The organism is Labrys sp. WJW, assembly GCF_001676615.1.
Classification (GTDB): Bacteria; Pseudomonadota; Alphaproteobacteria; order Rhizobiales; family Labraceae; genus Labrys; species Labrys sedimenti.
In genome coordinates this window covers 380885-393781 of sequence record NZ_LYXZ01000001.1, presented here as the reverse complement: position 1 = coordinate 393781, position 12897 = coordinate 380885, and the positions used below count along the sequence as shown (strand labels likewise).

The following is a 12897-nucleotide window of genomic DNA, read 5'->3' as shown; positions in this document are numbered from 1 at the left end:
GAAAGGCCCTCGAAGTTGTGGAGGACGAGCGCGATGGCAGGGCAGGAAGCTCTCCGGTTCGAGAATGTCGTCAAGGCCTTCGGCGGCACCCGCGCGCTCAATGGCGTCAGCCTGGAGGTCGGGCGGGGCGAGGTTGTGGCCCTGCTGGGCGAGAACGGCGCCGGCAAATCCACGCTTATCAAGATTCTCGGCGGCATCTTCAGGGCCGATGACGGCCAGATCACCATCGGCGGCGAGGTCTATCGCCATCGCGCCAATGCGCGGGGCCAGCGCCAGAGCGTGGCCTTCATCCACCAGGACCTCGGCCTGGTCGAATGGATGACGGTGGCAGAGAATATGGGACTGTCGCAAGGCTTCTCCCGGCGCTGGCTGGGCGCCATCGACTGGCGCGAGGCGGAACGCAAGGCCGAGACGGCCCTGAAGCTGGTCGGCTGCGACATTGATCCGACCCTGCGTGTGCACAGCCTCAGCCGGACCGAGAAATCGCTGGTCGCCATTGCCCGCGCTTTGGTGGTGGATTGCGATTTCCTGGTGCTCGACGAGCCGACGGCCAGCCTGCCGGCCGACGAGGTCGAGCGCCTGTTCGAGGCGGTCCGGCGCCTGCGCGAGCGGGGCGTGGGCATGATCTATGTCTCCCATCGCCTCGACGAGATCTTCCGCATCGCCGATCGCGTGGTGGTGATGCGCGACGGCCTCAAGGTCGGCGAGAAGCCGGTGGCGGAGACCACGCCGGACGAACTCGTCAGCATGATTGTCGGCCGCTCAACGCTGGAGCTTTTCCGCAAGGCCGAATTCCATTCGGGCCAGGCCCGTGTGGTTCTGCGCGATGTCGTCACCCCGGCCGCCGGCCCCGTCAGCTTCGAGGTCCGCCAGGGCGAACTGCTCGGCCTCGTCGGCCTGCGCGGCGCGGGCCAGGAGGATATCGGGCGCAGCCTGTTCGGGGCGGTGCCGCATCGCGGATCGATCACCATCGACGGGCAGGTGCCGGATCTCTCATCGCCCCGGGCGGCGCTGAACGCTGGTGTCGGACTGGTTGCCCGGGACCGCATGGAGGAATCCCTCGCGCCCTCCCTCAGCATTCGCGAGAACGCCTTCCTCAATCCGGGGGCCGCCGGCCGGCCCTGGTATGCGCCGCGTTCACCCTCGCTCGAGGCTAGGCTGGCGAGCGAACTGGGAGAGGCCGTCGGGCTGCGTCCCAACGACCCGGACCTGCCGATCGAGGGGCTTTCGGGCGGCAACCAGCAGAAGGTTGTCGTCGGGCGCTGGCTTGCGACCGGCCGCAGGCTCCTGGTGGCTGAGGATCCGACGGCCGGCGTCGATGTCGGCGCCAAGGCCGAGATCTACCGCCTCATCGCGCGAGCGCTCGAAGCCGGCCTCGCCGTGATCGTGGTGTCCACGGATTTTGAGGAAATCGCCCATATCTGCCACCGCGCCTTGGTGTTCAACCGGGGTCGGATCATTGCCGAGCTGGCCGGCCCAGCCCTGACCACGGAAGCGGTGATCTCGGCCGCATCTGCCTCGGAAGCCGCGTGAGCGCAGACAGGAAAGCTCCATGTCCACCAACTCCATCAAGTCCGACGCCCTCGAGCCGACACGCGGCGAACTCAAGCAGGCCTCCGCCGGCGAACGCCTGCTGCGGCGCCTGCCGGTCTACGGCCTGCCGATCCTGACGGTGCTGTTGATCGTCCTGTTCTCGCTGATGCTGCCGCAGACCTTCCCGACCATGCTCAACGTCCGCTCCATCATCGCCGACAAGGCGATCATCGCCATGCTCTCGCTGGCGGCCATGATCCCGATGGCAGCCGGCAAGATCGACCTCACCGTCGGCTACGGCATCGTGCTCTGGCACATCCTCGCCATCAGCCTGCAGACCATGTTCGGGCTGCCCTGGCCGGTGGCGGTGGTGGTGGTGATCCTGCTCGGCGCCCTGATCGGCCTGCTCAACGGCTTGCTGGTCGAGGTGGCGCGCATCGACAGCTTCATCGCCACGCTCGGCACCGGCACCGTGCTCTACGCCGTCGCGCTCTGGCACACCGGCGGGCGGCAGGTGGTGGCGAGCCTGCCCCAGGGCTTCCTGTCGCTCAACGGCACCATGGTCTTCGGCCTGCCGATCACGGGTTTCTATGTGCTAGGCCTTGCCCTGGCCCTGTGGTTCATCCTCGAGCACCTGCCTGTTGGCCGCTACCTCTATACGATCGGCGCCAATCCGAAGGCGGCGGCGCTCAACGGCATCCCCGTCCAGCGCTACACCATGGGCGCCTTCGTGGCTTCCGGCGCCCTGACGGCGGTGGCCGGCGTCCTGCTCGCCTCCAAGCTGCGCATCGGCCAGGCCAGCGTCGGCCTCGAATATCTGCTGCCGGCTCTCGTCGGCGCCTTTCTCGGCTCCACCACCATCAAGCCCGGCCGCGTCAATGTCTGGGGCACGGTGGTGGGCGTTGCCATCCTGGCGGTCGGCATCGCCGGCATCCAGCAATTCGGCGGCTCGTTCTGGGTCGAGCCCATGTTCAACGGCGTGACCCTGCTGATCGCGATCGGCATCGCCGGCTATGCCCAGCGCCGACGCGGCTCGGCCACGCGAAATTTCAAGAAGACGGGCAGCTGACGACCCGTCGCATTCAGGAGGAGAGATCATGTTGAGACGAAGTGTGTTGATGGCGGCTGCCGGCTTGGCGGCCCTGGCCCTGGCGCCCGCCGTGGCCCGGGCGGATGCCTTTGTCGACGAGGCGAAGGCGGTCGTCGCCAAGGCTGCGGCCCGCGCCGACAAATGGGACGGGCCAACCTCCGGTCCCAAGGCCGTGGCCAAGAAGACCGTGGTCTATGTGGCGGGTGACATGCGCAATGGCGGCATCCTGGGCGTGGCCCAGGGCGTCAAGGAAGCGGCCGGCGTGATCGGCTGGACCTATCGCGAGATCGACGGGCAGGGCACGGTATCCGGCCAGGCCGCGGGGCTGAGCCAGGCCGTTGCGCTCAAGCCGGATGCGATCATCGTCGGCGGCAGCGATGCGGTCGAGCAGAAGGCGGCGCTGGAGGAGGCGGCCAAGCAGGGCATCACCATCGTCGGCTGGCACTCGGGCCCCAAGCCCGGCCCCCTCGACGGCACGCCTGTCTTCGCCAATGTCACCACCGATGCCATGGAAGTCGCCAAGGTCGCGGCCATGAAGGCGATCGCCGATTCCGACGGCAAGGCCGGCGTGGTGATCTTCGCCGATTCGACCTATGCCATCGCCATCGCCAAGGGACGGGCGATGGAGGAAGTCATCAAGAAATGCCAGGGCTGTGCCGTGCTGTCCTTCCAGGACACGCCGCTCTCGGATGTTTCGACCCGCATCCCCCAGCTGACCACCACACTCCTGCAGCAGCAAGGTGCCAAGTGGACCCATTCCCTGGCGATCAACGACCTCTATTACGACTTCATGCCGCCTTCGCTGGCCGCAGCCGGCATTGCCGGGGATGGCGATCCCCAGAACATCTCGGCAGGTGACGGCTCCGAGGCCGCCTATCAGCGCATCCGTGCCAAGGATCACCAGGCCGCGACGGTGCCGGAGCCCCTGGCCATGCAGGGCTGGCAGCTGGTCGACGAACTGAACCGCGCCTTCGCCGGCGAGAAATGGTCGGGCTACGTTCCCGGCGTGCACCTGGTCACGCCCGACAATATCGGCTTCGACGGCGGCCCCAAGAACGTCTTCGATCCCGACAATGGCTACAGGGATGCCTACAAGAAGATCTGGGGTGTCAACTGACCCGGAGACGTGGCGGGGGCGCGTAGGCGTCCCCGCAATTGTACAGTTAGAACAACAGTTTACAGCGTCCGGTTCGCGCGTTGAAACGGATGCCTCGACTTTCGCTTCACCTCAATGGTAGCTCCGTCATGTACATACGCTGCGCCTTTTTTCGGGGCCATGTCCGGCCAGGGTCGGAAGAGGCCTTCACGCGATTCGTGCGCGACAGGCTCGTGCCGCTCTGGACCCGCTTCCCGGGGGCCGACGAGGTGCGTGTGCTGCGCCAGGAAGAGGCCGATGTGGAGGAGCCGCATTACGCCATGGTGCTGGCCATCCGCTACCCCTCGCGTGCCGCCATCGAGGAGGCTCTCGCCTCCGAGGTCAGGACCAAAAGCCGGGCGGTCACCGCCGAGCTGATGCCCCTGTTCGACGGCGACATCTTTCACACGATCTTCCGCGCCGACGAGTTCCCGATGTCGTCGGAACGGGGCTGAGGGATGAGCGATTACGAGATCCTCGACGATCGTTTCGCCGCCCTGATCATCGGCCACGCCCGGCTCGAAAAGCTCTGGACCGGATGCCGCTGGGCCGAAGGGCCAGTCTATGTGCCGGCCGCCAAATCCGTGTTGTGGTCGGATATTCCCAATGACCGCCTGATGCGTTTCGACGAGACGGACGGGTCGGTCAGTGTCTTCGAGAGCCCCTGCGGCTATCACAATGGCCACACGCTGGACCGGGCCGGCAGGGTGATCGCTTGCGAGCATGGCGGTCGCCGCGTGACGCGGCTGGAGCCGGACGGGCGCTGGAGCGTGCTGGCCGACGGCCATGACGGTAGGCGCCTGAACTCCCCCAATGATGTGGTGGTGAAGAGCGACGGCTCGATCTGGTTCACCGACCCGACCTACGGCATCGACAGCAATTACGAGGGGCATGCCGCCGTCTCCGAGATCGGGGCTTCGCATGTCTACCGCGTCGACGCCGCCACTGGCGCGGTCCGGCCTGTCATCACCGATCGCATCAAGCCCAACGGCCTGGCCTTCTCCCCGGACGAAAGCCTGCTCTATGTCGCCGATACCGGTGCCAGCCACGTTCCCGGGCTGCCGCGGGCTATCCATGCCTATGATCTGTCCGCGTCAGGCGAGGTCATCGGTCCAGCAAGGAGCTTTGCCGTGTGCGAGGCCGGTTTCTTCGATGGGTTCCGTGTCGACCGCGACGGCAATGTCTGGGCTTCCAGCGCCGATTCTGTCCGAGTCTATACCAGGGACGGCAGCCTGATCGGGCGCATCAAGGTTCCGGAGATCGTTTCCAATCTTTGCTTCGGTGGCCCGAAGCGCAACCGCCTCTTCATCACGGCGCAGAGCTCCCTCTATGCCATCTACGTTAACAATCACCCTCCGGGCTGGTAACGCTCCCACTATGGCGATTGCGCCAGAACTGCCCTAGAGCAAAGCGCGTTCAGGGCTGAACGCTCTTTGATCTAACTTTTCGTTTCGACGCGTCTTTGCGATTTCGGGTGACTGCGTCAAATCGCAAAACGCTTTAACGGATTACCTGATGCCTCGCGACAACGACAGATCGCTCAAAAGCCAGCCGACCATGGCCGATGTCGCCGAGCGGGCCGGCGTGTCGACCATGACTGTTTCGCGGGCCTTGAAGAAGGGCGGCTCGATCTCCGAGAAGACCCGCGGCAAGATCATGGCCGCCGTGGACGAGCTCGGCTATGTGCTCGACCAGATGGCAGGCACGCTGTCCTCCAAGCGCTCGGGTTTCGTGGCGGCGCTGGTTCCCTCGATCAACAGTTCCAACTTTGCCGACACCGCCCGCGGCATCACCGAAGCCATCGAGGGCAGCGGCCTGCAACTGCTTCTCGGCTATACCGACTATCAGATCGAGAAGGAGGAACGGCTGGTCGAATCGATGCTGATGCGGCGTCCCGAAGGCATCATCGTCACCGGCGGCCGCCACACCGATCGCACCCGCAAGCTGCTCGAGGCCGCCGGCATCCCGGTAATCGAGACCTGGGACGTGCCCGACAAGCCGATCGAGCATGTCGTCGGCTTCTCCAATGCTGCCGCCACGAATGCGCTCGTGCATCATCTTCATGGCCGGGGTTATCGCAATATCGGTTTCATCGGCGGCACCAGCAATCGCGACACCCGGGGCGCCGATCGGCGCCAGGGCTACATCCAGGCGATCGAGCAACTCGGTCTGCCGCGCGGTCGGGTCATTTCCTTCGGCAAGCCGCCGATCTCGATGGAGCAGGGGGCCCAGGCCATCGTGCACCTGGTGTCCCAATGGCCTGATGTCGATGCGGCGGTCTGCGTTTCCGACCTGTCGGCCTTCGGCGCCCTGATGGAGTGCCATCGCCGCGGCTGGGCGGTGCCCGGGCGTATCGCGATCGCCGGCTTCGGCGATTTCGAGGTTGCGCGCTGCGCCTATCCGAGCATCACCACGGTTTCCGTCGACGCCAAGGAAATCGGTCGGGCAGCGGGGAACCTCCTGCTGCAAGCGATAGAGGCCCAGCGGTCACAGCAGCAAATTCCACCGGAAATGATGCTGATGCCGTTCGTGGTGATAGCGCGCGAAAGCAGCTGACAGGCTTCTTCAGCTTCCGCCGGCCGGGGAAGGCTCTGTTGCAAACCCTGTGCTGTCCGGCTCGGCACCACGAGATCCACCGCATGGCTCGATGGTCAATGGCAGGAAAACGAGGGCCGGCACGTCCTAAGATTCCAGTCTTTCGGCAAAGGCTTCCTGCATCGCCCGCAGAATGATCAGGGCGGACGCTGCGCCGGGATCCATATGGCCCAGGGACCGTTCTCCAAGCCGGGCGGCGCGGCCGCGGGTCGCGACCATGGACCTTGTCGATTGCGCGCCTTCTGCGCCGGCCTCCACGATATGGCGCCACATCTGCCCGATGGTCAGGCCGTTTGCCTTGGCGTGAACGGCGACCTCCATTGCCGGAACCCATGTGTCGAGCATCGTCTTGTCCCCGCGCTGCCCTTTGCCACGCGATTGGATACCCTTGGTAATGGCTTCGACGATGGCGACCTGTTCCGGCAGGTCGAGGGACAGTTGGTTTTTCAGGGCCTTGGATGCGTTTTGGAAGCCCGTTGCATAGAGGGGCCCGGTGGACGCGCCGACGGCATCGAGAAAGGCGGAGGCCGCTGCCGCGAAGACGTCGGAGGGCGATGCCTGCTCAAGGTCGATTTTCGCTAGCGCGCCGTTGACGGCCGAAAACCCCAGCGCCATGCTGATGCCGTGATCGGCGTCGCCGATGGCGCCGTCGAGGTCGGACAGATATTCCTTCTCTGCCTTTATCGACAGGGCAATCAGCTGGAACATCCAGCTGAGGCGGCGCGCTGCGGTTTGCGGCATTGCATTGATCTCCCGATCAGCGTGGAATTCTCATTGGACCGCAGGTGGCGACCCTGCCGGTGACGCCCCCTTCTCGGTGACCCGAAGAAAGGCGGTATCGCAAGGATGCGACAGGAGATCGGACAGTTCCTGGTCCAGGTGCAGGATGGATATGGATGCACCGTTCATGTCGAGCGACGTGCAGTAATGGCCGACCCAATTCGCCACGATGCCGATCCGCTTGGCGCTGAGGCGCTCTTCCACGCGCTTGAACAGGATGTAGAGCTCCATCAGGGGTGTCGAGCCGAACGAATTGACGAGAACCGCCACTTGGTCGCCCGGGCCGGCGGTCATCTCGGAAAAGACCTTGTCCATGATGCGGTCGACGATTTCGTCGGCTTGCATCATCTTCTCGCGAATGACGCCCCGCTCGCCATGAATGCCCATGCCGATTTCCATCTCGTCAGGGCCGATCTCGAAGTTGTGCCGGCGGGTTTGCGGTAAGGAACACGGTTCCAACGCGACCCCCATCGTATAGGTGCGCCTGTTGGCCCTGCGTGCAATGGCTTCGCATTCCTCGAGCGACAGCCCGCGGTCGCAGGCGGCGCCGGCGATCTTGAAGACAAAGAAATTACCCGCCACGCCACGCCGTCCGTCGCGATCCTCTACCGGTGAGGAGGAGATATCGTCAGTCGTCAGGACCGTACGTGTGGGTATGTTCGCCTCCTGCGCCAGTTCGGCCGCCATTTCAAAGTTCATCACGTCGCCGACATAGTTGCCGTAGACGAAAAGAACGCCGGCTCCGCCCGAGGCAGCCTTTGCGCATTCGAGGATTGGAACAGGGGGAGGCGAGGAGAAGACGTTGCCGATTGCCACCGCGTCGGCCAGCCCCTTGCCGACATAGCCGAGAAAGCAGGGTTCGTGGCCGGAACCGCCGCCAATGACCAGGCCGACCTTGCCCGTACGCGGACCATTGCGCGCGACCAGTGCACGCTTCGAGCCGTTGATCGGTGCGATATGAGCAGCATGCGCCTTGACCACCCCGTCAAGCATTTCATCGACAACGTCATCGGGGTTGTTGAGAAATTTCTTGATGTGGGTGCGGTTGTGGCTGGGCGGGGTGGCTGCAGCTTCCTGCCGCAAGCGTTGGGCAGGTTTGCTGTGGATCTGCGTTACGCCGTCGGCATTGAGGATACCGCGTCCGGTCGCCGCATCGGTGATCAAAACGCTGACATAGCCGCCTCGCAGCGCCGCCAGAATCGCCGGCACCTTGTCGAAACCGCCGGCAACCGCAATGCGCATGTTGCTGTCTCGCAGCCGATCGAGTGAAATGCCTATGGTTCGGTCGTCCAGAGGTCCGGAAACGGGGTGGCCATGGGCGTCGATGAAGCGGCCTGCAATCACGCCGACGGCATTTCTGGCCAGATAGTCCTGGATCGATACGTCCTCGAAAAATCCGCTGGTATGGATCGTCGAATTCGGCCGAAGGGACGAAATGCCGAAAAGTGCCTTGTTGGCCCGGGTCAGTGCTTGAAATTGCTCGGCAATGACCGGTTCGTCCAGAAAAGCTGATTTGACCTGCGCATTCGACACGATAGCCGGCGCGGTGATGTTGATGAGATGGGCATTCGTGGCTTTGGCGACCGCCGCCGCGCACAGCTCCGGCGTGTAGGCGAAACCGGCACGAGTGCCGCCGGTGGCCTGGACGACCGTTACGTCCTGCAGATTGGAGATATCCAGGTTTTCGGCGATGGACAGGACTGTGCGCCCCCATGCGACGGCAACCGTATCGCCGGATTTCAGCAGCTTCGCAACGGCTTGCGCGCCGGCGGCTCCCAGGCGGTCGATCAAGGTTCGCGATCCGTCGTCGTCGGGCACGACGAGGCAGTCGGTCAATCCGAAATGCTGTTTCAGCTCCTGCGCGACGACCAGCGAGCTCAGCCGCGAAGGTTCGATGGAAATGCTGACGATGCCACGGCTGCGTGCTTCGGCAAGGTAGCTGTTGACCGTTGCGCGCGAGATTCCCATTATCTCGGCGATATCGCCCTGCGTGCGCCCGTCCTCGTAATAAAGCCAGCAAGCCCACACATAGGGATCGTCGCCATATCGCAGCGGTATGACATCGGCCAATTCCGCCTGACCAGGCTTGGCCACGGCGGTTTTTTTACTCGGCGCCATCTTGTTTGCCATTGCTCCTGCGTCAGTCGGGAAGGCTTGCAGGACAATGCCTTTGTCTCGTTTCGCGAAAATTCAAAACAAAGGGCGGCCCAACTTTCCAAGCATAAAGGGGGGCCGCCATGTTGCGCAAATCGGCCGTCTCTTATTGCAGTTGCTCGCGGGCGCGGAGTGACAATTCTCTGAGAATGATGGCGCAGGAGGTTGCTCCGGCGTCCAGGACGCCGCGGGAACGTTCGCCCAGACGGCTGGCGCGTCCGATCCTGGCCACCAAATCTATTGTGGAATCTCGCCCCTTTTCTGCTGCTTCGACGAGCGCATCCAGAGCTTCGGCAAAGGATCTGCCGGCAGTGTTCGCGTCATCGAACGCGGCGAGGGCCGGAACGAATGTGTCGAGAAGCGTCTTGTCGCCCACCTTGGCGGCGCCGATCGACTGAATGCCTTCGAGGCCCGCATGCAGCATGCGGCTGAAGGCGGCGGCATCGACGAGGGCGACGCCGTCGATCTTTTCGGCGAATTCCGTAAACATGACGCCATAGAGTGGTCCCATCGAACCGCCGATTTCGGTCATCAGGACGGTGCCAAGCGTGTCGAGCGAGCTTGAAAGGGACGCGTTCTTGCCCTTGAGCCGCTCGGCAGCCAGGTTGAAGCCTTTCGCCATGTTGACGCCGTGATCGCCGTCGCCGATCTTGCCGTCGATTTCGCTGAGATAGGCCCGATTTTCGATAATGCGTTCGGCCATGGCCAAAACGATGTCGCCGGCTTCCGCATTGTTCAGGGTTTGCATGAGGCGTTCTCTTACAAGATTGCAGCGCAGCGCACGTCCGTATCGAGCAGTTCCTTCAGTTCGTCGTCAAGAGCCATGACCGTCAGGGTTGCCCCGATCATTTCCAGCGAGGTGAAGTAATTGCCGATATAGGTGCGGTGGATTTTCAGGCCGCGTTTGACGATCTCGGATTCGATCGTGTCGTTCAGGATGTAGAGTTCGTTGAGCGGCGTCGCACCGAGACCGGAAACCAGCACGGCGACTTCGGTGCCTTCGGGAAGATCGTGGTCGTCGAGAACGATCCCGCACATGTCGCGAGCGATCTCGGCCGCGGGTTTCAGCGGTTCCACGCGGACCCCCGGTTCGCCGTGATGGCCAATGCCGACCTCCATCGTACCCGGGGCGATCTCGAAATTCGGATGGCCGACGGCAGGCAGGGTACAGGGACCGAGGCCCACGCCGATCGAACGGCAATTGTCGATCGCCCTTTGGGCAGTCGCGCGAACGGCTTCGAGCGAAGCCCCCGTTGCCGCTTTGGCGCCGCCAACCTTCCACATGAAGATTTCGCCGGCAACGCCCCGGCGTTTTTCGCGCTCTTCGCCGGACGCCGAGCAGACATCGTCGTTGGCGACGACGGTCGCCACTTCGATGCCATCCTTGGCTGCGAGCCGGATCGCCATCTTCACGTTCATGTTGTCGCCGGCATAATTGCCGTAGAGCACGACGACCCCTTTGCCACCATCGGCTTCCCGGATGGCGTCATGGAAGCTTTTGGCTGTGGGCGAGGAAAACAGCTCTCCGACAGCCACGGCATCGAGCATGTTCTTGCCGGTATAGCCGATGAAGGCCGGCTCGTGGCCGGAGCCGCCGCCCGTGATGACACCCACCTTGCCGGCATGGGGGGCGTCCCGTGCGGCGATGACACGGGGATTGTCGGCGAGGCGAACGATGTCGGAATGGGCCTTGACGAAGCCCTTCACCGTGTCTTCGACGACTTCGTCGGGATTGTTGACGAAACGCTGCATGATTTCTCCTATGGGTTCCTGGAGCGCTTCGGCTCAAAGGATCGTGTAGCCGCCATCGATCAGCAGATCGGCGCCGTTGATCATATCCGCACCGGCGGAAGCGAGGAAAACAGCCGCAGCCGCGATTTCCTCGGGAAAGGCGAACCGGCCGGCGGGAATGCGTTTTCGGGCGGCATCGCCCTTCTCCCCCGCCCAGGCTTTCTTGCCCAGTTCGGTGAGCACGATGGTGGGGGAAAGCGTATTGACGGTGATGCCGTATTTGCCCCACTCGGCCGCGAAGGTCTTGGACATGCCGATCACGCCGAATTTCGAGGCGCAATAGGCCACATGTTCCTCGATGGCGACAGTGCCGGCCTGCGAAGCGAGGTTGATGATCCTGCCGCCCTTGCCGGTGCCGATCATTTCCCGGCCGACAGCCTGCGTGACCAGGAAGCTGCCCTTGAGATTGATGTCGATCGTCCTGGTCCAGTGGTCCAGCGAAAGATCCTCGGCCGGAGCCAGGAACACGACCCCGGCGCTGTTGACCGCGATGTCGATGCCGCCAAAAGCCGCCTTCGTACCCGCGATCGCGGCGTTGATGGACTCAGGATCGGTGACATCGCACGCGAACGCGTGCGCACCATTCCCAAGCTCGGCCGCCTTCGCGGCGGCAAGCTCGGCGTTGATGTCGAGAACGGCGACCCGGGCTCCCTTGGCGGCGAAAGCCCCTGCAATGGCCGCACCGATGCCGGAAGCGGCTCCGGTGACGAGGGCGACCTTGCCGGAGAGCGGGAAGGTCAGGTCGATTTGAGGCGCGATATCGGTCATGTCGATGGGTCCTGGCGGCGGAAGGCGCGGGGCAAGCCGATGCCCCGCGCGTAAAAATCACTTGCTGCGGGCGGCGAGCAGCTTGTCGACATTGTCGGCGGTGACCGGCGTCCACGGCACGTTATATTCCTTGGCCTTACCGTCGTTGAACGGCATGCTGGGATACTGGGCCCAGATATCGGATTGCGGCTTGTAGTCGCCCTTCCTAGCCTGGAAGATGGCAAGGTCCAGGGCTCCCTGCGCCTGAGCGCGGGCATCCTGCAGGATCGAGGTCATCGTGCCTTGCTTGACCGCATGGAGCGCATCGGTGACGCCGTCGATGCCGGCAATGGCGAAGTCCTTGACGTTCAGCTTGGCTGCCTTGATGGCCTCGATCGCGCCGAGTGCCATCTCGTCATTCTGGCCGATGACGCCGTTGATCTGGCCGGGATGTGCCGTCAGCCAGTTCTCCATCAGGGTCTGCGCCTCGGCACGCGACCAGTTGGCGGTCTGGTCCTCCAGGATCTTCACATTCGGGCATTCCGCCAAGGCCTTCTTGTTGCCTTCGAGGCGGGAGATCTGCGCCGACTGGCCGATCGGGCCCTCGATGATGACGACATTGCCCTTGCAGCCGATCTTGTCGAGCACGCTCTTGGCTTCCAGATAGCCGGAGACCGCGTCGTCGGAACCGACATAGGACGACAACAGGTCGGAGTGGACGCGTGTGTTCGAGCCGACGACGGGAATGCCGGCATCATGCGCGGCCTGGACGGCGGTGGCGCCGGCCTCGATGTCGATGGGCACGAAGATGATCGCGTCGAATTTCTGCGTGATCATCGTGTTGAACTGTTCCTGCTGCACGAGCGCATCATAGCGCCCGTCGAACACGGTCAGCTCCACCTCCCCGTTCTTGACGGCGGGATGCTCCTTCAGCGCTGCCGTCCAGATCTGCATGAACTCGGCGTTGAGGCCGTAAGGGGCCGCGCCGATCTTGATCTTCTTGTCCTGCGCCAGGGCCGGCGTCACCAGCAACGCCGTGGCCGCGGCCAGGGCGACAAGCAGTTTTCTCATG

General features: G+C 63.8%; 12 protein-coding genes. 6 read left to right on the top strand and 6 right to left on the bottom strand.

What is annotated here, in order from left to right; all coding sequences use genetic code 11:
* The first annotated feature begins 33 nt into the window (after positions 1-33).
* The 6 genes from BA190_RS01705 (at position 34) to BA190_RS01680 (ending at position 6314) form a co-directional block, all read left to right on the top strand.
* A complete protein-coding gene (locus BA190_RS01705) occupies positions 34-1533 on the top strand; it encodes a sugar ABC transporter ATP-binding protein (protein ID WP_068281702.1) in 1500 nt (499 codons plus the stop codon).
* 19 nt (positions 1534-1552) lie between these two features.
* Positions 1553-2602: an ABC transporter permease gene (locus BA190_RS01700; protein ID WP_068281700.1), complete on the top strand. Its 1050-nt coding sequence runs from the start codon at positions 1553-1555 to the stop codon at positions 2600-2602.
* A gap of 28 nt (positions 2603-2630) precedes the next feature.
* Entirely contained in the window at positions 2631-3740 is a 1110-nt protein-coding gene (locus tag BA190_RS01695; RefSeq protein ID WP_068281698.1) for a substrate-binding domain-containing protein, read from the top strand.
* A gap of 128 nt (positions 3741-3868) precedes the next feature.
* A complete protein-coding gene (locus tag BA190_RS01690; protein ID WP_068281696.1) occupies positions 3869-4213 on the top strand; it encodes a hypothetical protein in 345 nt (114 codons plus the stop codon).
* A 3-nt stretch (positions 4214-4216) separates the two neighbouring features.
* Positions 4217-5125, top strand: coding sequence for an SMP-30/gluconolactonase/LRE family protein (locus tag BA190_RS01685; RefSeq protein WP_068281694.1), 909 nt, complete (start codon positions 4217-4219; stop codon positions 5123-5125).
* A 190-nt stretch (positions 5126-5315) separates the two neighbouring features.
* Entirely contained in the window at positions 5316-6314 is a 999-nt protein-coding gene (locus tag BA190_RS01680; RefSeq protein WP_068281934.1) for a LacI family DNA-binding transcriptional regulator, read from the top strand.
* Positions 6315-6440: 126 nt separating this feature from the next.
* Here BA190_RS01680 and dhaL (BA190_RS01675) read toward each other — a convergent pair whose 3' ends face one another.
* The 6 genes from dhaL (BA190_RS01675) to BA190_RS01645 all read right to left on the bottom strand — a co-directional run bounded on the left by dhaL (BA190_RS01675) (position 6441) and on the right by BA190_RS01645 (position 12896).
* Positions 6441-7094: a dihydroxyacetone kinase subunit DhaL gene (gene dhaL, locus BA190_RS01675; protein WP_068281692.1), complete on the bottom strand. Its 654-nt coding sequence runs from the start codon at positions 7092-7094 to the stop codon at positions 6441-6443.
* Positions 7095-7124: 30 nt separating this feature from the next.
* Entirely contained in the window at positions 7125-9251 is a 2127-nt protein-coding gene (locus BA190_RS35040; RefSeq protein ID WP_082979390.1) for a bifunctional sugar-binding transcriptional regulator/dihydroxyacetone kinase subunit DhaK, read from the bottom strand.
* Positions 9252-9393: 142 nt separating this feature from the next.
* Positions 9394-10035 (bottom strand): dihydroxyacetone kinase subunit DhaL, encoded by a 642-nt coding sequence (gene dhaL, locus BA190_RS01660; protein WP_068281690.1) that lies wholly within the window; start codon positions 10033-10035, stop codon positions 9394-9396.
* A gap of 11 nt (positions 10036-10046) precedes the next feature.
* Positions 10047-11039: a dihydroxyacetone kinase subunit DhaK gene (locus BA190_RS01655; protein WP_068281688.1), complete on the bottom strand. Its 993-nt coding sequence runs from the start codon at positions 11037-11039 to the stop codon at positions 10047-10049.
* Between the two features lie 33 nt (positions 11040-11072).
* Positions 11073-11846 (bottom strand): GolD/DthD family dehydrogenase, encoded by a 774-nt coding sequence (locus tag BA190_RS01650; protein ID WP_068281686.1) that lies wholly within the window; start codon positions 11844-11846, stop codon positions 11073-11075.
* Positions 11847-11903: 57 nt separating this feature from the next.
* Entirely contained in the window at positions 11904-12896 is a 993-nt protein-coding gene (locus tag BA190_RS01645) for a substrate-binding domain-containing protein (protein WP_068281684.1), read from the bottom strand.
* Position 12897 lies beyond the last annotated feature (1 nt).

Excerpts from the sequence above, each read along its gene's own strand:
- BA190_RS01655 (WP_068281688.1), bottom strand. The coding sequence starts at position 11,039 with ATGCAGCGTTTCGTCAACAATCCCGACGAAGTCGTCGAAGACACGGTG.
- BA190_RS01645 (WP_068281684.1), bottom strand. The coding sequence starts at position 12,896 with ATGAGAAAACTGCTTGTCGCCCTGGCCGCGGCCACGGCGTTGCTGGTG.
- dhaL (WP_068281690.1), bottom strand. The coding sequence starts at position 10,035 with ATGCAAACCCTGAACAATGCGGAAGCCGGCGACATCGTTTTGGCCATG.
- BA190_RS01685 (WP_068281694.1), top strand. The coding sequence starts at position 4,217 with ATGAGCGATTACGAGATCCTCGACGATCGTTTCGCCGCCCTGATCATC.
- BA190_RS01705 (WP_068281702.1), top strand. The coding sequence starts at position 34 with ATGGCAGGGCAGGAAGCTCTCCGGTTCGAGAATGTCGTCAAGGCCTTC.
- dhaL (WP_068281692.1), bottom strand. The coding sequence starts at position 7,094 with ATGCCGCAAACCGCAGCGCGCCGCCTCAGCTGGATGTTCCAGCTGATT.
- BA190_RS01695 (WP_068281698.1), top strand. The coding sequence starts at position 2,631 with ATGTTGAGACGAAGTGTGTTGATGGCGGCTGCCGGCTTGGCGGCCCTG.
- BA190_RS01680 (WP_068281934.1), top strand. The coding sequence starts at position 5,316 with ATGGCCGATGTCGCCGAGCGGGCCGGCGTGTCGACCATGACTGTTTCG.
- BA190_RS01690 (WP_068281696.1), top strand. The coding sequence starts at position 3,869 with ATGTACATACGCTGCGCCTTTTTTCGGGGCCATGTCCGGCCAGGGTCG.
- BA190_RS01700 (WP_068281700.1), top strand. The coding sequence starts at position 1,553 with ATGTCCACCAACTCCATCAAGTCCGACGCCCTCGAGCCGACACGCGGC.
- BA190_RS01650 (WP_068281686.1), bottom strand. The coding sequence starts at position 11,846 with ATGACCGATATCGCGCCTCAAATCGACCTGACCTTCCCGCTCTCCGGC.
- BA190_RS35040 (WP_082979390.1), bottom strand. The coding sequence starts at position 9,251 with ATGGCGCCGAGTAAAAAAACCGCCGTGGCCAAGCCTGGTCAGGCGGAA.